The 17,401-nt window shown below is 66.9% G+C and carries 16 protein-coding genes and 1 pseudogene; 4 read left to right on the forward strand and 13 right to left on the reverse strand.

What is annotated here, in order from left to right; genetic code table 11:
* Nucleotides 1-193 precede the first annotated feature (193 nt).
* Nucleotides 194-403: pseudogene (locus AWC14_RS30105) on the forward strand (mycothiol conjugate amidase Mca); the annotation flags it as partial.
* On the opposite strand, the gene AWC14_RS18695 reads toward AWC14_RS30105, so the two are convergent.
* The 8 genes from AWC14_RS18695 to AWC14_RS18730 form a co-directional block, all read right to left on the reverse strand.
* Entirely contained in the window at nucleotides 400-960 is a 561-nt protein-coding gene (locus AWC14_RS18695; RefSeq protein WP_045375809.1) for a DinB family protein, read from the reverse strand. The pseudogene AWC14_RS30105 and the gene AWC14_RS18695 overlap by 4 nt on opposite strands.
* Nucleotides 947-2,023 carry a 3-deoxy-7-phosphoheptulonate synthase gene (locus AWC14_RS18700; RefSeq protein ID WP_045375806.1) on the reverse strand — a complete coding sequence of 359 codons (1,077 nt, stop codon included), beginning with the start codon at nucleotides 2,021-2,023 and terminating at the stop codon, nucleotides 947-949. The genes AWC14_RS18695 and AWC14_RS18700 overlap by 14 nt, the downstream gene beginning before the upstream one ends.
* A gap of 245 nt (nucleotides 2,024-2,268) precedes the next feature.
* Nucleotides 2,269-2,847: a pyridoxamine 5'-phosphate oxidase family protein gene (locus AWC14_RS18705; protein WP_045375911.1), complete on the reverse strand. Its 579-nt coding sequence runs from the start codon at nucleotides 2,845-2,847 to the stop codon at nucleotides 2,269-2,271.
* A gap of 188 nt (nucleotides 2,848-3,035) precedes the next feature.
* Nucleotides 3,036-3,911, reverse strand: a complete 876-nt coding sequence (locus tag AWC14_RS18710) for an alpha/beta fold hydrolase (protein WP_045375803.1) — start codon at nucleotides 3,909-3,911, stop codon at nucleotides 3,036-3,038.
* Between the two features lie 20 nt (nucleotides 3,912-3,931).
* The gene (locus tag AWC14_RS18715; RefSeq protein ID WP_057003132.1) at nucleotides 3,932-5,140 is read right to left on the reverse strand and encodes an FAD-dependent oxidoreductase; all 1,209 of its coding nucleotides are present in this window, start codon (nucleotides 5,138-5,140) and stop codon (nucleotides 3,932-3,934) included.
* 25 nt (nucleotides 5,141-5,165) lie between these two features.
* Nucleotides 5,166-6,182, reverse strand: a complete 1,017-nt coding sequence (locus tag AWC14_RS18720; RefSeq protein ID WP_045375800.1) for a beta-ketoacyl-ACP synthase III — start codon at nucleotides 6,180-6,182, stop codon at nucleotides 5,166-5,168.
* 17 nt (nucleotides 6,183-6,199) lie between these two features.
* Entirely contained in the window at nucleotides 6,200-7,507 is a 1,308-nt protein-coding gene (locus AWC14_RS18725; protein WP_045375907.1) for a sensor histidine kinase, read from the reverse strand.
* A gap of 60 nt (nucleotides 7,508-7,567) precedes the next feature.
* Nucleotides 7,568-8,875 (reverse strand): NAD(P)/FAD-dependent oxidoreductase, encoded by a 1,308-nt coding sequence (locus AWC14_RS18730; RefSeq protein ID WP_057003133.1) that lies wholly within the window; start codon nucleotides 8,873-8,875, stop codon nucleotides 7,568-7,570.
* A 105-nt stretch (nucleotides 8,876-8,980) separates the two neighbouring features.
* Between AWC14_RS18730 and AWC14_RS18735 the strand changes: the two genes are divergently transcribed.
* Entirely contained in the window at nucleotides 8,981-9,877 is an 897-nt protein-coding gene (locus tag AWC14_RS18735; RefSeq protein WP_045375798.1) for a crotonase/enoyl-CoA hydratase family protein, read from the forward strand.
* Nucleotides 9,878-9,885: 8 nt separating this feature from the next.
* Here the strand turns inward: AWC14_RS18735 and AWC14_RS18740 are convergent, their stop codons facing one another.
* From AWC14_RS18740 to AWC14_RS18750, 3 genes are read right to left on the reverse strand one after another with little or no spacing between them, the layout of a single operon-like run.
* Complete coding sequence (locus AWC14_RS18740; RefSeq protein ID WP_045375795.1) at nucleotides 9,886-11,394, reverse strand: aldehyde dehydrogenase family protein; 1,509 nt, start codon at nucleotides 11,392-11,394, stop codon at nucleotides 9,886-9,888.
* Nucleotides 11,395-11,425: 31 nt separating this feature from the next.
* A complete protein-coding gene (locus AWC14_RS18745; protein WP_045375793.1) occupies nucleotides 11,426-11,950 on the reverse strand; it encodes a mycothiol transferase in 525 nt (174 codons plus the stop codon).
* Between the two features lie 10 nt (nucleotides 11,951-11,960).
* Nucleotides 11,961-12,329 carry a VOC family protein gene (locus AWC14_RS18750; RefSeq protein WP_045375790.1) on the reverse strand — a complete coding sequence of 123 codons (369 nt, stop codon included), beginning with the start codon at nucleotides 12,327-12,329 and terminating at the stop codon, nucleotides 11,961-11,963.
* Between the two features lie 47 nt (nucleotides 12,330-12,376).
* Between AWC14_RS18750 and AWC14_RS18755 the strand changes: the two genes are divergently transcribed.
* Together AWC14_RS18755 and AWC14_RS18760 are read left to right on the forward strand one after the other, a co-directional pair.
* Nucleotides 12,377-14,104: an N-acyl-D-amino-acid deacylase family protein gene (locus tag AWC14_RS18755; protein WP_045375788.1), complete on the forward strand. Its 1,728-nt coding sequence runs from the start codon at nucleotides 12,377-12,379 to the stop codon at nucleotides 14,102-14,104.
* The gene (locus tag AWC14_RS18760) at nucleotides 14,101-14,493 is read left to right on the forward strand and encodes a pyridoxamine 5'-phosphate oxidase family protein (RefSeq protein ID WP_045375786.1); all 393 of its coding nucleotides are present in this window, start codon (nucleotides 14,101-14,103) and stop codon (nucleotides 14,491-14,493) included. Before AWC14_RS18755 ends, AWC14_RS18760 begins: the two co-directional genes overlap by 4 nt.
* A 72-nt stretch (nucleotides 14,494-14,565) precedes the next feature.
* Here AWC14_RS18760 and AWC14_RS18765 read toward each other — a convergent pair whose 3' ends face one another.
* Nucleotides 14,566-15,438: a hypothetical protein gene (locus AWC14_RS18765; protein WP_045375784.1), complete on the reverse strand. Its 873-nt coding sequence runs from the start codon at nucleotides 15,436-15,438 to the stop codon at nucleotides 14,566-14,568.
* 178 nt (nucleotides 15,439-15,616) lie between these two features.
* On the reverse strand, nucleotides 15,617-17,239 hold the full coding sequence (groL, locus tag AWC14_RS18770) for a chaperonin GroEL (protein ID WP_045375782.1): 1,623 nt from the start codon (nucleotides 17,237-17,239) through the stop codon (nucleotides 15,617-15,619).
* Nucleotides 17,240-17,401: the final 162 nt, after the last annotated feature.

Genomic DNA, 17,401 nt, shown 5'->3' on the forward strand with positions numbered 1-17,401 from the left:
GCCGATCCGGATAACGTTGCCGATGGTCAAGCTCGCCGGTCATCTGGAGAAGATTTTTCGAACGGCTGCCCGATTTCTGCCCAGCCGCCCACGTGTCGGCGGCCGATCCCGCAGTCGAACACTCCAGTTGGTAGAAGCCTTGAAACGCCTCTCGGCGCTACGGTCCGGGCGATCTCACCGGACGATCACCGAGATCAGCTGCAGTGAATACTTCGGTGTGCGGGACGAAGCATTGCGCGCCCACGCAACCCAAGTCGATCCGAACGGGTTCTTCTTCGTCATTCCGCTGGAGTGGAGGCAGCGGCTCTGGCCGACGGAGAAATTCAAGCTGGCCAGATCCCGGGTCGCGACGTCCGGCCCGGAAACCGATCTGTTTGCGGGTATTACGCTCACTACCGACTAAGGGTGCGGACCGGCTACCGTCGCACGGATCTTCTGGATATCGGCGAGATGGTGAACACCTTCGTGCATCGCCTGACGGACAAGCCAACGGGCAGTGCGGTATTCGCCCGGTAGCCGACTGGCGGTTCGATCCCAGTCGGCTTGTCCGGCGCGGGCAATTTCGTCGCAGAACCCTGCTGTCGTCGCCGCAAGCTCGTCGAGCACCACTTCCACGTTGCGATCGTTGTACCGGAACCGCCGGGCGCGCAGGTCGTTGAACATCGGCTCGAGCATCGGCTGGTCCTCGGTGCGGGCCCGGTGCAGCCGGATGGTGAAGGTGAGGTACACGTCGCGAAGATGGCAGACATACTCGGTGATTGACCAGACTCGCGGACTGGGACGTTTTCGGAGCGCCTCGCGTGGGACGCCCGACAGTGATTCACGGACCCTGCCCGCCAAACCGCCGATGACCTCGACGGCCTGCTCGACGGTGATCTCCGGATAGGCCAAAGCACAATCGGCGCACACATGATCTTCCGCCGCGAGCGGCGGTAGCCGGCTGTCGCTAGAGGAAGTCATGTCGGATATCGTCCTTGGCCGCGTAAAGACGCGCCAACACGTCTGCGGTGGTGGGCAAGTCCATGCAGGGATCGGTCACTGATTGGCCGTACACCAACTCGCCGCCCAGGGGCTGCGCGCCTGCGACCAAGAAACTTTCCAGCATCAGGCCGGCGATCCCGGGTTCGCCCGCGCCGAGGCGTGCGGCCACCTCCGCCGCGACGTTCGCCTGGCGGATGTGGTCCTTACCGGAGTTGGCGTGCGAACAGTCGATCATGACGCGTTCGGGCAGCCCCAGTTTGCGCAGTTGCGCGACCGCGGTAGCCACCGACGCGGCGTCGTGGTTTGGACCCGCCGAACCGCCCCGCAGGATCATATGGCAGTCGGGATTGCCCGTCGTCTCGACAACGGCTGCCCGGCCGATGTTGTCGACGCCGAAAAAGCTGTGTGGCGCCGCGGCGGCTTTGACGCCGTCGATCGCGACCTGGATGTTGCCGTCGGTGCCGTTCTTGAATCCGACCGGCATCGACAGGCCGGACGCCAACTGCCGGTGCACTTGCGATTCGGTCGTTCGGGCGCCGATCGCGCCCCAGGCGACGGCGTCGGCGATGTACTGGGGGCTGGTGGGCTCGAGGAATTCGCAGCCCACCGGCAGGCCGAGGTCGACGACGTCGAGCAGCAGTCCGCGGGCGGTGCGGAGTCCGCGTTCCACGTCGAAGCTGCCGTCCAGGCCGGGATCGTTGATCAGCCCCTTCCAGCCGACAGTGGTGCGGGGTTTCTCGAAGTACACCCGCATCACGATCTTCAGTCGGTCGGCGTACTTGGTGGCCAGCGCGGCGAGGTGGTGCGCGTAGTCCAGGGCGGCGTCCGGGTCGTGGACCGAGCAGGGGCCGACCACGACCAGCAGTCGGTCGTCGCGACCGGCCAGGATGGCGGCGACGTCGTCGCGGTCGCGCTGGACGGCCTCGGCTCGGGCAGGTGTCAGCGGTAGTTCGGTGCGGATTACGTTGGGCGCGGGGATTTCTCGGAACGCGATGATCCGGCGGTCGCTGGTGTTGACGCTTGCCGCGGTACCGGTTGACATGGTGGGTTGTGCCTTTCTGTGATGGTTCAGGGCACGCCCACTGGTTCCCGATGCCCTGAAAACGAAAAGCAGCGACCTTGTGGTCACTGCTTGGGCTCCGGGTATCCGTCGAGCGGCGCGTCAGTAAGACGCTCCATCCGCGGCCCCACCCGGAGCCGAGATAAAGCGCCAATACGCGCGCACGACGATGTTCACGTCGGCGAACATATCACGCCGCTTCCTGTGCTGCGGGCGTGGCCAGGGAGTCACCGTTTGATTGTCGACGGCAGAGGGTGGTCGGGGTCCAATGCCGGCAGGCCGTCGATGCTGTGGCCGTTGTCACCGGCGATTCGGCGCGCGAACTTTTCGTCGGGCTGTTTCGCGTGATGCGCATCGAGGACGGGCCGTTCGCCAACAAGCTCGTAGTACGGCACCGAGAAACCGCAGGCGTCGGCGATTCGCTCGACATCGATCACGATCGCGGCACGGATCCCGGGATGATGAACCCCGAAATATGGTCGCAGACAGCCGAATTCGATGTCGTCGGGCCTGACCACCCGGCCGGTGCCGAACAGCCGCAGGATCCGTGAGTTGCGGGTGAACGAGCAGAACATCACGGTGATACGGCCGTTGTCTCGCAGGTGGGCGACGGTTTCGGCGCCGCTACCGAACAGGTCCAGATAGGCCACCGTGTGGTCATCGAGCACTGCGAACGTATCGCGATATCCCTTGGGCGATAGGTTGACCCGGCCGCCGTCGGACGGGGCGGTCGCGACGAAGAACATGGCCTGCTGCTGAATAAACTCCCGCAGCGACTCGTCGATTCGTGCAAACACCTTGGCCACGTACTCGCCTTCCAACATTTCCGGTGTGCCTTGCGTCTCGCAGCGTAACGGCGCGGCCTCTGCGAGCGCGACCGATATTTGCCCCGCTCGCTGCGCATGGCTGCCCGGGAATCGGTCGACGGGTCCGCCAGTGTGCGGATTCATACGCCTGTCGCGGCCCGTCGCGTATGAAACCGCACACTCGACAATCACGTGTCGCGGCGCACGCAGTCGACGGCCGAGACAGTGGCATCGATGTATACGTCCGGGTCGGTGAGGAATACATCGTGGTCGGCGTCGATCTCGACCACCGCCGCGTCCAGCAGTTCGGCCATCAGACGTTGGTCGCGGGGCGGCACCGCTCGGTCACGGGCGGTGACGACGACCACGGTGGGCAACCCGGCGATCGTCGTCACGTGCGGGCGAAAGTCGAAGGTGTATTCGTCGAGAATCGCATCGACGATCACGCGTGGGTGGCACAACACGAGCTCGCGGCGCAGCCAAGGCCACCACTTCGCCGTAAGAGGATGACCGTCGCGAATGCGGTTGAAATAGCCCAGCGGCAACGACCGGCCAACGCCGCGGCTGCGATGAGCCAACGGCCGCAACGCCCTCAGCACGACACGGGTGATCCGGTCACCCGGGGTGTCGAACGACAAAGCGGTTGCCTGCAAGACCAGTCCGGCGACGCGATCACGGTGGCGGCGCGCGAATTCCAATCCGACCGGCCCACCAAGCGAATAGCCGCACACGACGACGCGGTCGAGCGCTAGTGCATCGAGCAGCGCGGCGGCATCGTCGGCGCACTGGACAATGCTGAACCGTTCCGTGCGCGTCAGCGGTAGACCGCGACCGTGTCCGCGCAAATCCATCGCGACAACACCGAAACGCTCCGCAAGTGGCGCCATCACATGGCAGAAGTTGAAGTCGGCGGTGATCGCCCACCCGTGCAGCAGCAACACGGGACTCGGGCCCGGCGCGACCCGCACGATGGCCTGCCCGATGCCGCCGGGGAATTCGATCGACCGCGCCGGCGGCAGCTCGCAGCCCAGACCCTCCGGGTCGCAGGGAACGCCGGATTTCATCGGAAGCTTACCGTCATGCGTCAACGAGCGTGGACGTCGGGACTGCGGACATGCTCCGGGCGGAAGCCTCGTCCAACCACGATCGGCGGAATGAACTGCAGCGGACCCCGGCCGACAATCCCCGGGATACGGATCGGCGATAGGTCCCCGCTCAAATTGGGCTCGATGGCCGCATCCTGCAGGAAAACCTGCCCGGCCTGGATGACCCGCGTCGGCAGTTCCCGGCGGCGCTGCACCTTAGCGAGGTCAGCATCGGTAATCCGCCCGTCGCGGAGCGGTCCGTGAAGGATGTTCGCTGCGGCCACCGCATCGGCGACCGCGAGGTTGATGCCGATCCCGCCGGCTGGTGACATGGCGTGCGCGGCGTCGCCGATGCACAGCAGGCCGGTGCGCCACCAGGTCTTGAGCCGGTCCACCCGCACGTCGAGTTGGCTGGTGTCGTCCCAGGAGCGCAGGTCGTCGACGTGTTCACGCAGCCGGGGTTGCACGGACACCAGCCGCTTTTTGAATTCCTCCAGCGAGCCGTCCTGGGGGTTCGACCCCTTCGGCATCAGATACGCGACCTGCCAGTAGTCGCCGCGGTAGATCATGGCCATCATCAGGCCTCTACGGATCACCCCGAACAGCTCCTCGGGGTCGCCCGGTCGCCATTTCAGCCGGAACCACAGCACATCCATCGGGGAGTGCGCGCGGGCGATCTCCAGACCGGCTGCAGCCCGCACTGCGGACTTTCGCCCGTCCGCGCCCACCACCAGGTCAGCGTGCACCTCCAGGTCCGGCGTGCGCACGCCCACGACCCGATCGCCGTCGAAGATCAGGTCCGTGACCTCGGCGTTGCGAATCAGGGTGAATTCCGGGTAGGCAGAGGCCTTTTCGGCGAGGAAGTCGAGGAAGTCCCACTGCGGCATCAACGCGATATAGGGCTGTTTGAAGCCCAGCCATTTGAGCGCACGGAAGTTTCCGAAGGTGCGGATCGAGCCGTCGGCGTCGAAGGCGACCCGGTTGATCTTGGTGTGCGGCAGCCGCAGGAATTCGTCGATCAACCCCAGCTCGTCCATGATCCGCAGGGTGCTCGGATGCACGGTGTCGCCGCGAAAGTCGCGCAGGAAGTCGTTGTGCTTCTCCAAGACGACGACCTGGACGCCTGCGCGGGCGAGTAGCAGAGCGTGAACAAGACCGGCGGGACCGCCGCCTGCGACGCAGACCTGGGTCTGAAGAACTCGGGTCATGGCCCGACAGTACTCGCGGATGCCCTCACTCGAACGGGACCGGCGGCATTTTCACCACCTGGGCTGCGTAGCTCAGACCCGCGCCGTAGCCCAGCAGCAGGGCCAGGTCGCCGGATTTGGCTGCGCCGGTGGACAGCAGCTCCTCCATGGCCAACGGAACGGAGGCGGCAGAGGTGTTGCCGGTGTGCACAATGTCGTTGGCTACCACCACGTGTGGCGCGAGTTTGAGGTTCTTGGCCAGAAGCTCGTTGATGCGGCTGTTGGCCTGATGAGGCACAAACACCTTCAAGTCATCGGTGTTCACCTTCGCTGCCTCCAGTGTCCGCTGGCAGACCTTCGTCATTTCGAAAGCGGCCCAACGAAATACCGCCGTGCCCTCCATCCGCAGGAACGGGCGTGCGCCGGTGGGATTTTCGGTGTAGTCGATCCAGTCGATGTCCTGACGCACTGCATCGCTTTGCCGGCCGTCGCTGCCCCACACCGTCGGCCCAATGCCCTGCTCGGGCGTCTCGCCGACGACCACGGCCCCTGCCCCGTCGCCGAAGATGAAGCAGTTGCCGCGGTCGTGCATGTCCAGCGTGGGAGACAGTTTCTCCGAACCGATCACAAGCACCTTGGCGGCGCTGCCGGCCCGCACCATGTCGGCCGCGACACCGAGTGCGTACCCGAAGCCTGCACAGCCGACGTTGATGTCGAATGCCGGAACTCCGTGCGCGTCCACGGCGGACGCGACCATCGGAGCAGACGCCGGAGTTTGCAGAAAATGCGTGTTGGTCGCAACGATCACGGCGTCGATTTCGGGGCCGGTGAGCAACGCGTTCGCGATTGCCCGACGCCCGGCCTCGGTCGCCATGGTCGCGGCCGATTCGTCGTCGCCGGCGAACCGTCGGGTCTTGATCCCGGTGCGGGTGTAGATCCACTCATCGGACGAATCGATGTTCTCGCAGATCTCGTCGTTGGTGACCACGCGGTCCGGTCGGTACGCCCCGATGCTGAGCAGGCCGACCTTGCCGATGCCGCTGATCTCCGCAATCTCATACATGCCGGGTCATCCTAGATCTAGCCGTCGTGGGTCCCGGGCAGTCGCAGCAGTAACCGGGCCCCGCCCAGCGGGCTTTCGCCCAACGACGCTGTGCCGCCGTGTAACTCGGCCTGCTGCGCGACCAGGGCCAGCCCCAACCCCGAACCCGACCGCGATGCCGTCGACCCGCGGGAGAACCGCTCGAAGACCGTGGCGCGTTCCTCCTCCGGCACACCACTGCCGTTGTCGTCGATCACGAGCTCCACGCCGTAGGCGGAACTTGTTGCGCTGAGCAGGATTTCGGTGGCCCCGCCGTGCTTCACCGCGTTGGCGATAGCGTTGTCGACCACCAACCGCAACCCGACCGGCAGCCCCACCATCAGCACGGTGGGCGACGGCACCAACGACACGTTGACGTTCGGGTAGACGCGAAGCGCGTCGTGCGCGGCGCGGTCCAGCAGCTCGGTGATGTCGAACGGGACGAAATCGTCGACGGTGGTCAGCTCGCTTTGCGCCAGCCGCTCCAGCGCGCTCAGCGTCGCTTCGATGCGGCTTTGGGTGCGCATGACGTCGCCGATCACCTCTTTGCGCTGCTCGGCGGGCAGCTCGAGCGTCGAGAGCACCTCCAGATTGGTCCGCATGGCCGTCAGCGGAGTGCGCAGCTCATGAGACGCGACGGCGGCGAAGTCGCGGGCCGACTCCAACGCGGCCTTGGTGCGCTGTTGTTCCTTGCCGATGCGAGCCAGCATTCCCTCGACCGCTTCGGCGATCTCCACCGCCTCTTGCACACCGCGGACCTGAACTTCGTCGGGGTTGGACTGGGCGTTGATGGCCCGCGCCTGCTGGGCCAGCAGCCGGAAGGGATTGACCATCACCAGCGAGATGACCCAGGCGGCCAGAACCGTGCCGATGATGACGCCCCCACAGATCAACAGCACCCGCAGGTGCAGTTCGTTGATCCGATGCTGAGCTTCGGCCAACGGTGCCCCGAGCGCAATCGAGGCGTGGCCGGCGGTGAAGGTGCGCACCCGGTACTCGACGCCGTTGACGGTCGTGGTGGCGAATCCGTTGTCGAGCTTGGGCAGCACGATCTCGGCGGGCACCGACACGGTCATGGGACCAATTCGCGCGGTACGCACCAGATCGCTGTTAGCGGTGGGCTGGTTGGGGTGGCTCAGCAGCGTGCTGATATCACCCAGGCTGCTCACCGAGTCGAGTCGTCGGTCCAACTGGCTATGCTGGTCGTTGGTGACGCCGAACCAGACCCAGGCGCCGAGCGTCAGGACAAGAGCGATCACGGAAATCGCACCGACCACGACGATGGTGCGCAGCGACAACATCCGCATCAGCAGCCGATACACCCGATTGCCCGATTCCACGAGGACACATCTTGCCCGACGTCGCAGCTACAGCCGCTCCCCGGCCATGTCGGCCATGCCCGGCGGGCGGACCCGTCGTCGCCGGCCCCGTTTCGCCGCGCCGATGACCTCTTTGACGGTTGCCACGATCTGGCGGGGTTCGTCGACGAATGTCCGTGCTGCGGCGCGGGCCAGCCGTGCCGGGGTGAACAACTGCGACGGGCGAACCTGGTGGTTCAAGACGCCAAGCAGCGCCCGGGTGGCCTCCGCGTCGCCGGCGATATCGCGCAGCACCTGCCGGATCAACGGAGACGTGACTCCGCGAGCGCCCGTCTCGCGTGCGTACCAATACATTTCGTAGGCGTCGTGGTCGCGCCAACGCCACCACTGTTGCAAGGCCGCATCCGGATTGCCGGTGCCGAGCCCCTCGACGACGGCCGCCGCCAGCTTGTCGGCCTGACGGAACGCGTCGGCGATGCCTTGCCCGGGCGCCGGATCCTTGAAGTGTCCGGCATCGCCGACCAGCACCCAACCGGGTCCGGCCGACTGCCGGAAATAGCCGTGCCAGTTGGCGACTACCCGGATCGGCCCGACGCGCCGGGTGCCGGCAAGGAGATCCGCCAACTCGGGCCACAGCTGAATCCGCGCGGCGAAGCCCCTGTCGCGGTCGGCGTCGAATTCAGCCTGCTCGGGCAGATCGATCCCAAGTGCGGCCATGTACAGATCCCCGTCGGTCGGACCGGCAAGGAACCCGACGGCGCCCTGCCGGCCAAGCCGGGCGTGGCCTTCCCGGTCGGCGACACCCTCGAAATACGCCCAGGCGTACAGCTTTCCGGGTGATGTGCGGTGGTACTCGCGGGCGCCGACGCACGACGCGACCGTCGAGTGACGGCCGTCGGCACCCACCACCAACCGCGCGTACACGGGTCCCGAGGACGTCTGCACACCGGTCACCCGACCGCCGTCGGTGATCAGCTGGGTGACCCGCGACCCGGTGCGCACCTCCGCGCCGGCCGCAGCGGCGGTCTCGACCAGCAGCTCGTCCAGCGTCACGCGGCGCATACACAAGGCGGGGCTCAACGGTGCCTCGACCGTCGCATCGATCCGCACGTCGTCGTTGACCAGCGACAGCCGATCGAGCGGTACCGCACCGGCGGCCAAGATCCCGTCGAGCAGCCCGAGCTGGCCCAGGATCTGCACCCCGCAGGGCTGGATCATGTGCGTCGACGGCGTCTCGGAGGGAAAGTGCGCCCGATCGAGAAGGCAGACGCTCAAGCCCTGCCGGGCCAGCATCGTCGCCAGCGGAGATCCCGCACATCGTGCGCCCACTATCGCCACGTCGAACCGGTCTGCCATGCCAGCTCACCCTACACACTGATTAAGAGAATAGTAAGGATTCTAAGATAACGGTAAGGACACCCGGGGTTGACACCTCCGTCGGGCAGCGACTTCGCTTCGGCTATGCCTGAATTCGAGACGCTGCTCTACAGCACGGCCGGCCCGGTTGCCACGATCACGCTGAACCGCCCCGACCACCTCAACACGATCGTGCCGCCGATGCCCGACGAGATCGAGGCGGCGATCGGCGCGGCCGAGCGCGACCCGGACGTCAAGGTGATCGTGTTGCGCGGCGCGGGGCGCGCGTTCTCCGGCGGCTACGACTTCGGCGGCGGCTTTACGCACTGGGGCGAGGCCATGATGACCGACGGGCGCTGGGATCCGGGGAAGGATTTCGCGATGGTCACCGCCCGCGAAACCGGGCCCACGCAGAAGTTCATGGCGATTTGGCGGGCATCCAAGCCGGTGATCGCGCAGGTTCACGGCTGGTGTGTGGGCGGCGCAAGCGATTACGCGTTGTGCGCCGACCTGGTTATCGCCAGCGAGGACGCGGTGATCGGCACGCCGTACAGCCGGATGTGGGGCGCTTACCTGACCGGCATGTGGCTGTATCGGCTCAGCCTGGCCAAGGTCAAGTGGCATTCGCTGACCGGCCGCCCGCTGACCGGCGTGCAGGCCGCCGAGGTCGAGCTGATCAACGAGGCGGTGCCATTCGAGCGGCTCGAGGCTCGGGTCGCCGAGATCGCCGCAGAGCTGGCGCGAATTCCGTTGTCGCAGTTGCGCGCTCAGAAGCTGATCGTCAACCAGGCTTACGAGAACATGGGTTTGGCGACCACCCAGATGCTCGGCGGCATCCTCGACGGCCTGATGCGCAACACGCCCGACGCGCTCGAGTTCATCCAGACCGCCGCCACCGAGGGCGTTCGCGCCGCGATCGAGCGGCGCGACGGCCCCTTCGGCGACTACAGCCAGGCTCCACCCGAATTGCGGCCCGACCCGTCACACGTGATCGTGCCGTAGAGCGCGCCCTATTTGACGGTGCGACGCGGACGCGACAGCGCCATCTTCGTCATCATCCGGTTCATCCGCGCCAGCGCTTTGAGCGAATGGTGGTAGTAGTTGCCGCCGGCGCCGACATTGGTGCGCGGCGCGACGACGGTCTCGACGCGGCAGTACTTGCGCAGCCCGTCGGCACCGCCGAACCGCGCGCCGATGCCCGACGCCTTCCAGCCACCCATCGGCGCGGTGGTGCACATCAGGTTGGAAATCACGTCGTTGATGTTGACCGCACCGCAATCAAGCTGCAGCGCAATGTCTTTGGCCCGGTTGAGATCCTTGGAGAACACCGACGCGCTCAGCCCGTACTCGCTGTCGTTGGCCAGCCGGATCGCTTCGGCGACCGAGCCGACCTTCATGATCGGCAGTGTGGGGCCGAACGTCTCCTCGGTCATGCAGTCCATCGAGTGGTCGACGTCGACGAGCACCGTGGGCGGGTAGAAGCTGCCCGGCCCGTCGGGTCGCTGGCCACCGGTCAGCACCCGCGCGCCCTTGGCTTTGGCGTCGGCGACGTGGCGTTCGGTGACGGCGCGCTGGCCCTCGTCGATCAGCGCGCCGAAATGCCCGTCGCCGCCGACCCGCAGCGCCTTGACGTCGCGGACCACGGCCTCGACGAACTGGTCGTAGACCGGCTCCAGTACGTACACGCGCTCGACCGAGACGCAGGTCTGGCCGGCGTTGAACATCGCGCCCCATACCGCGGCGTGCGCGGCCAGCTCGATGTCGGCGTCCTCGCACACGATCATCGGATCCTTGCCGCCCAGCTCCAGGCTGACCGGCGTCAGCCGCTGGGCGGCGCGCTCCATCACCTTGCGTCCGGTTGCGCTGGATCCGGTGAACTGCACGAAGTCGGCGTTGTCGATGACGGCTTCGGAGACGTCGCGGGCGCCTTGAGCCAGCGCCAGCACGTCCGGGGCGCCGGACTCCAGCCAGCCGCGCCGCAGCACCTCGGCGGTCAGCGGGGTGCGCTCGGACGGCTTGAGCAGCACCGAACATCCGGCCGCCAGGGCGCCGATGGCGTCCATCATGGCGTTGGCCACCGGGTAGTTCCACGGCGCGATGATCCCGACGACCGGCCGCGGCCGGTAGTGCACGGTGATCTTCTTGATCGCCAGGAACGGCAGCGCGGCCGGCCGGCTTTCCGGGGCCAGCGCCTTGTCCATCGTCTTGATGACGTACGACAGGATCAGGATCAGCAGCGGCACCTCTTGTGCGGCGTCGACGGCCGACTTGCCGGTCTCCTTGATCAGCAGTTCTTCGATCTCGTCGCGGTGCTCGCCGAGCCACACCGCGAAGCGGGCCAGCGCCTTGGCGCGCCCCTTGGCGCCGCGCTGCTCCCATTCGCGTTGCGCCGCACGCAGTTTCGCGGCCATGGCCGGCACGTCGGCCGGATCGGTCCAGTGCACCTTGCCGGCTGTGGCGCCGGTGGCTGGGTTGAGGATGGTGCCGGTCCCGGAGAACTCGGATGTGATGGCGGTCATAGCGCCCCATGCTAGCGGGGCTCGACAGGTGTCAAGTCCGCCGGTGCGCGATCCCCAACACGTAGGCGGCCTGTCCCAGATGCTGCGCGCAGTCGTCGATGACGCTGACCAGCCGAACGCTGGCCGTCACCGGTGGATCCCAGTTGGTGTCCACGACGCGGGCCAACTCCCCGGCGGTAATGCCCTTGACGTAATCCAGGGTCAGCTGGTGCACGGCGTGGTAGTAGCCGGCCAGCAGGTCACCGGGGGCCAGCACCTTCCCCACGGCTTCAGGGCTGTGCCCGTAACCGGTGTCGTCGCGCGGCAGGTCCAGGCCGAAGCGGTCCACCCAGCCGTCGCGAGTCCACACCTGCTCGACGCCGGCGATGTCGGCGACCTGCACATCCTGGACCCGCGCGCTGTGCCAGATCAGCCACGCGATGCTGTTGGCGTTGGGGCTGGGCCGGTATTTGGCTTCGTCGTCGGTCAATCCGTCAGTGAGTTCGTCGACGTGCTCGATCAGCCGGGTGAACGCATCGCGGAGCAATTCCTGGGCGGCAGCATCAGATTCGGCCATACCGGCGACGCTACGCCCCGTGGAAGACCGCTTCGACGTTGTTGCCGTCGGGATCTCGCACGAACGCGCCGAAGTAGCCCGGGTGGTACTCGGGCCACAGCCGCGGCGCGTGCAGCGACTCGGCGCCGAGCTCCAGCGCGGCTTCGTAGAACGCCTTGACCGCCTCCTCATTGGCGGCTTGGAACGCGACGTGGACTTCGCGGTTGGGACCCATGCCGGCGCCCTCGGCGATCCAAAACGCCGGGTGCCCGTCGCGCCCGTAGCCGATGGCCTCGCCGAAGTCCATCTGCCGGGTGTAGCCGAGCACGCCGAGCACGGCGTCGTAGAAGTGCTGGGCTTTGGTGTAGTCGGCGCAGTTGATGCCGAAGTGATCGATCATGGGAAACAGCCTGGCATGAGCCACCGACACGGTCGTAGATTATTTAGATGACCTACGACCTCGTCATCCGCAACGGCACGATCGTGGACGGGTTGGGGGGTGAGCCCTATGTCGGCGACGTAGGGGTGCGCGGCGGCGTCATCGCCGCCATCGGGGAGGTGTCCGAGGGCGGCGCCCGGGAGATCGACGCGACCGGACTGCTGGTGACGCCGGGCTTTGTCGACCTGCACACCCACTACGACGGGCAGGCCATCTGGTCGGACCGGCTGAATCCGTCGTCGGCGCACGGCGTGACGACGGTGGTGATGGGCAACTGCGGCGTCGGGTTCGCGCCGTGCCGCGCCGAAGACCACGACGTGCTCGTCGACGTGATGGCCGGCGTGGAGGACATTCCGGGCGTCGTGATGACCGACGGGCTGCCGTGGACGTGGGAGACGTTCGGCGAATACATGGATGCGCTGGACGCGGGCCGGCGCGATATTGATGTGGCCGCCTACCTGCCGCATTCGCCGCTGCGGGTCTACGTGATGGGCGAGCGCGGCGCCAACCGGGAGCCGGCCACCGCCGAGGATCTGGCCAAGATGCGGGCGCTGGCCAAGGAAGCCGTCGAACTCGGCGCGCTGGGCTTCGCGTCGTCGCGGCTGGCCACGCATCGCACCGAGGGCGGCCAGCAGATTCCCAGCTACAACGCCGCCTACGACGAGATCCTCGAGATCGGCCGCGGCGTCGCCGACGGCGGCGGCGGGCTGATCCAGTTCGTGCCCGACATTCCGGCCGGCGGCTATCAGCCGGTGCTGCAGCAGGTGTTCGACGCCGCCGGCGAGGTCGGGCTGCCGGTGACGTTCACGCTGGTGGTCGGCAATGCCGGCGACCCGGTGTGGGAAGACGCGATCACCATGATCGAGAAGGCCAACGGCGCCGGCGGCGAGGTCACCGCGCAGGTCTTGCCGAGGCCGATCGGGCTGATGATCGGCCTGGACCTGACCGTCAACCCGTTCATGTTGTATCCGAGCTACCGCGAGATCGCCGGCCTGCCGCTGGCCGAGCGGGTCGCCGTGATGCGCAGACCCGAAGTGCGGCAACGGATTTTGGCCGACAAGCCGACCGAGGCCGCGGTGAATCCGTTGTTCTATCTGGCGCAGGCCTGGGACTGGATCTTCCCGCTCGGCGAGGAGCCCGACTACGAGCCTTCCGCGTCGAACAGCATCGCTGCGCGGGCCCGCGCCCGCGGTGTCTCGCCGCTGGAGGAGGCCTACGACCGGCTGCTCGACGACGACGGCCACGCGATCCTGCTGGGGGCGATGGCCAACTTCCAGGGGGCTTCGCTGTCCACCGTCGGCGAGTTGATCCGCCGCGACGACGTGGTGCTGGGCCTGGGCGACGGCGGAGCGCATTACGGAATGATCTGCGACGCAAGCTATTCCACGTATCTTTTGACGCATTGGGTGCGGGACAGGGCGTCCGGGCGGCTGTCCGTCGCCGAGGCTGTCCGCGAGTTGACGTCGGTGCCGGCCCGCGTCGCCGGGCTCGGCGATCGCGGTCGGATCGCCGTCGGCTACAAGGCCGACCTCAACGTGATCGACCACGAGCGGCTGCGGCTGCACAAGCCGGTGGTCACCCACGACCTGCCCGCGGGCGGGCGACGGCTCGACCAGACCGCCGACGGGTATGTCGCGACGATCGTGTCCGGTGAAGTGATTTCAGAGAACGGCGTCCCCACGTCCGCGCGGCCGGGCCGGCTGGTCCGCGGCCGCCAACCCGCGCCGGTTTCATGAGCGCCAAGAAAGTCGATCTCAAACGCCTCGCCGCGGCCCTGGACGACTTCCCGTTCGCCTACCTCATCACCGTCGACGACGACTATCGCCCGCACACCGTGACGGTCGAACCCGTGCTGCGCGACGGGGTTTTGGACGTCGGGCTTATCGGCGGGCGCACCACCAAGAATCTCGCCAACCGCAGCGACGTCACGCTGCTGTGGCCGCCGCGCGAGTCCGGCGGGTATTCGTTGATCGTCGACGGGAGGGCCGAAGTGACGGATGCGGGCGACGACACCGTTCGCCTCGCGGTGGTGCCCACGAAGGCGCTCTTGCATCGCAACGCCGACTCCCCGTCCGCCGCCAAGGGCTGTCTGCATGACTGCGTGGTGTTCAGCGAGCCCGCGTAACGTCGTGCGCCGCACCGCCGAGTGTGCGGTTTCATACGCGACTCGCCGGTCGGGGCGGATGAATTCGCACAGTCACCACGTCTTCGGGCAGCCGCGCCCGCTGAGCGCGTCGCCAACCCGGTCGAGGAACACGCACGGGTTGTGGTGCAGCGTCCGGGCGGTCAACCTGATGTCGACCCAATCCAGTTCGGACAACTTGGCATACCGTTCGACGTCCCAATCCCGCTGGCGAGGATCAGTCCAGTGGTGCGCGCCCTCGAAGTCGACGCCGACGCGCCATTGCGGCCAACCCATATCGATGCGCGCGATCAGGAACCCGCCGTCGTCGTACACCGGGATTTGCGTCTGCGGCCGGGGAAATCCAGCGTCTATCAACAGCAAACGAGTCAGCGACTCGTAGGGCGATTCGGCGCCGCCGTCGACAAGTGCCAATGTCTTCCGCAATTGCCGAATGCCACGTGCGCCGCGATGCCGCCGGGTCACCGCCTCGATGTCGGCGACCGTGACATTAGTGGCGTTCATCAAAGCGTCGATACGCTGCACGCCCTCGTTGCGACCGAGTCGCCTACCAAGATCGAAGGCGGTGCGAGCGGGTGTCGTCGCAGTCATCCCGCAGATCAGTTGCTTCTCGTCCGGCATTACGGCATCGGTGTGGACGACGATCAGCGGTGGCGGTCGGCGGTTGGTATGGACGAGCTCCGCGGTCATACCGGCGTCGATCCACTTGGCCCCCAACAACGCCGACGCCGACAATCCGGCCGGCACGCCCTCGCGGCCCGACCATAGCCACGCCGCCCGGGCGCGCTGAGCCGCCGACAGCTCCGCTTCGCGGGGCGCCCACACCCCCGGGTAGACCGCGGCGTGGAAACGGCGCAGCTCGCGGAAGGTCAGCGCTCCGGCTTCCAGCGCCTCCGCCGCTCGAAATGGCCACTCGATCGGCTGCATGGCCGGACAGTGGCACGCCGGCTCACGGCAGGGTCGACGGTTGTCCACAGACCCCAGCCGCGACTGTGCGGATTGATACGCCCCGACCGGCGAGTCGCGTATAAAACCGCACACTCGGGGGAAGGGGCGCACGAAAAAGCCCGGCTCACGAGTGAGCCGGGCTTTTTCGTTGGCGACTTTAGAAGTCCATGCCGCCCATGTCACCGCCACCGGGCATGGCGGCCTTCTCCTTCTCCGGCTTGTCGGCGACAACGGCCTCGGTCGTCAGGAACAGGCCCGCGATCGACGCCGCATTCTGCAGCGCCGAGCGAGTCACCTTGACCGGGTCGGCAACGCCGGCCTTCAGCAGGTCCTCGTAGTCACCGGTGGCGGCGTTGAGGCCGGTACCGGCGGGCGAGTTGCGGACCTTCTCGGCGACCACGCCGGGCTCGAGCCCGGAGTTGAACGCGATCTGCTTCAGCGGAGCCTCGAGCGCCACCTTGACGATGTTGGCACCGGTGGCCTCGTCGCCGGACAGCTTGAGCTCGTCCAACGCCGGGGCCGCCTGCAGCAGCGTCACGCCACCACCGGCGACGATGCCCTCCTCGACCGCGGCCTTGGCGTTGCGCACCGCGTCCTCGATACGGTGCTTGCGCTCCTTGAGCTCCACCTCGGTGGCAGCCCCGGCCTTGATCACCGCAACACCGCCGGCCAGCTTGGCCAGTCGCTCCTGCAGCTTCTCGCGGTCGTAGTCGGAGTCGCTGTTCTCGATCTCCTGGCGGATCTGGGCCACCCGCCCGGCGATGGCGTCGGTGTCGCCGGCGCCCTCGACGATCGTGGTCTCGTCCTTGGTGACGACGACCTTGCGGGCCTTGCCCAGCAGCGACAGGTCGGCGTTCTCCAGCGTCAGGCCGACCTCTTCGCTGATCACCTGCCCACCGGTGAGGATCGCCATGTCCTGCAGCATCGCCTTGCGGCGGTCACCGAAGCCGGGGGCCTTGACCGCCACCGACTTGAAGGTGCCGCGGATCTTGTTGACGACCAGGGTGCTCAACGCCTCACCCTCGACGTCCTCGGCGATGATCAGCAGCGGCTTGCCGGCCTGGATGACCTTCTCCAGCAGCGGCAGCAGATCCTTGACCGTCGACACCTTGGAGCTGACCAGCAGGATGTAGGGCTCCTCGAGCACCGCCTCCTGACGCTCGGCGTCGGTGACGAAGTAACCCGAGATGTAGCCCTTGTCGAAGCGCATACCCTCGGTGAGCTCGAGCTGCAGGCCGAAGGTGTTGGACTCCTCGACGGTGATGACGCCCTCGTTGCCGACCTTGTCCATCGCCTCGGCGATCAGGTCGCCGATCGACTGGTCACCGGCGGAGATGGCCGCGGTGGCAGCGATCTGCTCCTTGGTCTCGACCTCCTTGGCGCCCTTGAGCAGCGTCTCGGTGACCTTCTCGACGGCCTTCTCGATACCGCGCTTCAGGCCGAGCGGGTTGGCACCGGCGGCGACGTTGCGCAGGCCTTCCTTGACCAGCGCCTGGGCCAGCACGGTGGCCGTCGTCGTACCGTCACCCGCGACGTCGTCGGTCTTCTTGGCGACTTCCTTGACCAGCTCGGCGCCGATCTTCTCGTAGGGGTCCTCCAGCTCGATCTCCTTGGCGATGGACACGCCGTCGTTGGTGATCGTGGGAGCGCCCCACTTCTTCTCCAGGACGACGTTGCGACCCTTGGGGCCCAACGTCACCTTTACCGCGTCGGCGAGGCTGTTCAGGCCCCGCTCGAGGCCGCGACGGGCCTCTTCGTCGTACGCAATTGTCTTGGCCATTGCGAAGTGATTCCTCCGGATTGGGGATGACACGTCCTGGCCGGGTGCAGTGCCCGCGACGGACGATCCTGAGCTGGATCTCACCGTCCCGACCTAGCACTCACCGGTCGCGAGTGCCAAGTCATTCTTAGCACTCGCCTATGGAGAGTGCAAGAACACCGA

Origin of the sequence: Mycobacterium kyorinense (assembly GCF_002101735.1) — a bacterium.
In the GTDB taxonomy this organism is placed as follows: Bacteria; Actinomycetota; Actinomycetes; order Mycobacteriales; family Mycobacteriaceae; genus Mycobacterium; species Mycobacterium kyorinense.

Coding starts and splice junctions, on each gene's coding strand:
- AWC14_RS18745 (WP_045375793.1), bottom strand. CDS start 11,950: ATGGCCGAATCTGATGCTGCCGCCCAGGAATTGCTCCGCGATGCGTTC.
- AWC14_RS18725 (WP_045375907.1), bottom strand. CDS start 7,507: ATGCGGATGTTGTCGCTGCGCACCATCGTCGTGGTCGGTGCGATTTCC.
- AWC14_RS18700 (WP_045375806.1), bottom strand. CDS start 2,023: ATGTCAACCGGTACCGCGGCAAGCGTCAACACCAGCGACCGCCGGATC.
- AWC14_RS18740 (WP_045375795.1), bottom strand. CDS start 11,394: ATGACCGCCATCACATCCGAGTTCTCCGGGACCGGCACCATCCTCAAC.
- AWC14_RS18715 (WP_057003132.1), bottom strand. CDS start 5,140: ATGACCCGAGTTCTTCAGACCCAGGTCTGCGTCGCAGGCGGCGGTCCC.
- AWC14_RS18765 (WP_045375784.1), bottom strand. CDS start 15,438: ATGCAGCCGATCGAGTGGCCATTTCGAGCGGCGGAGGCGCTGGAAGCC.
- groL (WP_045375782.1), bottom strand. CDS start 17,239: ATGGCCAAGACAATTGCGTACGACGAAGAGGCCCGTCGCGGCCTCGAG.
- AWC14_RS18735 (WP_045375798.1), top strand. CDS start 8,981: ATGCCTGAATTCGAGACGCTGCTCTACAGCACGGCCGGCCCGGTTGCC.
- AWC14_RS18695 (WP_045375809.1), bottom strand. CDS start 960: ATGACTTCCTCTAGCGACAGCCGGCTACCGCCGCTCGCGGCGGAAGAT.
- AWC14_RS18750 (WP_045375790.1), bottom strand. CDS start 12,329: ATGATCGATCACTTCGGCATCAACTGCGCCGACTACACCAAAGCCCAG.
- AWC14_RS18760 (WP_045375786.1), top strand. CDS start 14,101: ATGAGCGCCAAGAAAGTCGATCTCAAACGCCTCGCCGCGGCCCTGGAC.
- AWC14_RS18755 (WP_045375788.1), top strand. CDS start 12,377: ATGACCTACGACCTCGTCATCCGCAACGGCACGATCGTGGACGGGTTG.
- AWC14_RS18730 (WP_057003133.1), bottom strand. CDS start 8,875: ATGGCAGACCGGTTCGACGTGGCGATAGTGGGCGCACGATGTGCGGGA.
- AWC14_RS18720 (WP_045375800.1), bottom strand. CDS start 6,182: ATGTATGAGATTGCGGAGATCAGCGGCATCGGCAAGGTCGGCCTGCTC.
- AWC14_RS18710 (WP_045375803.1), bottom strand. CDS start 3,911: ATGAAATCCGGCGTTCCCTGCGACCCGGAGGGTCTGGGCTGCGAGCTG.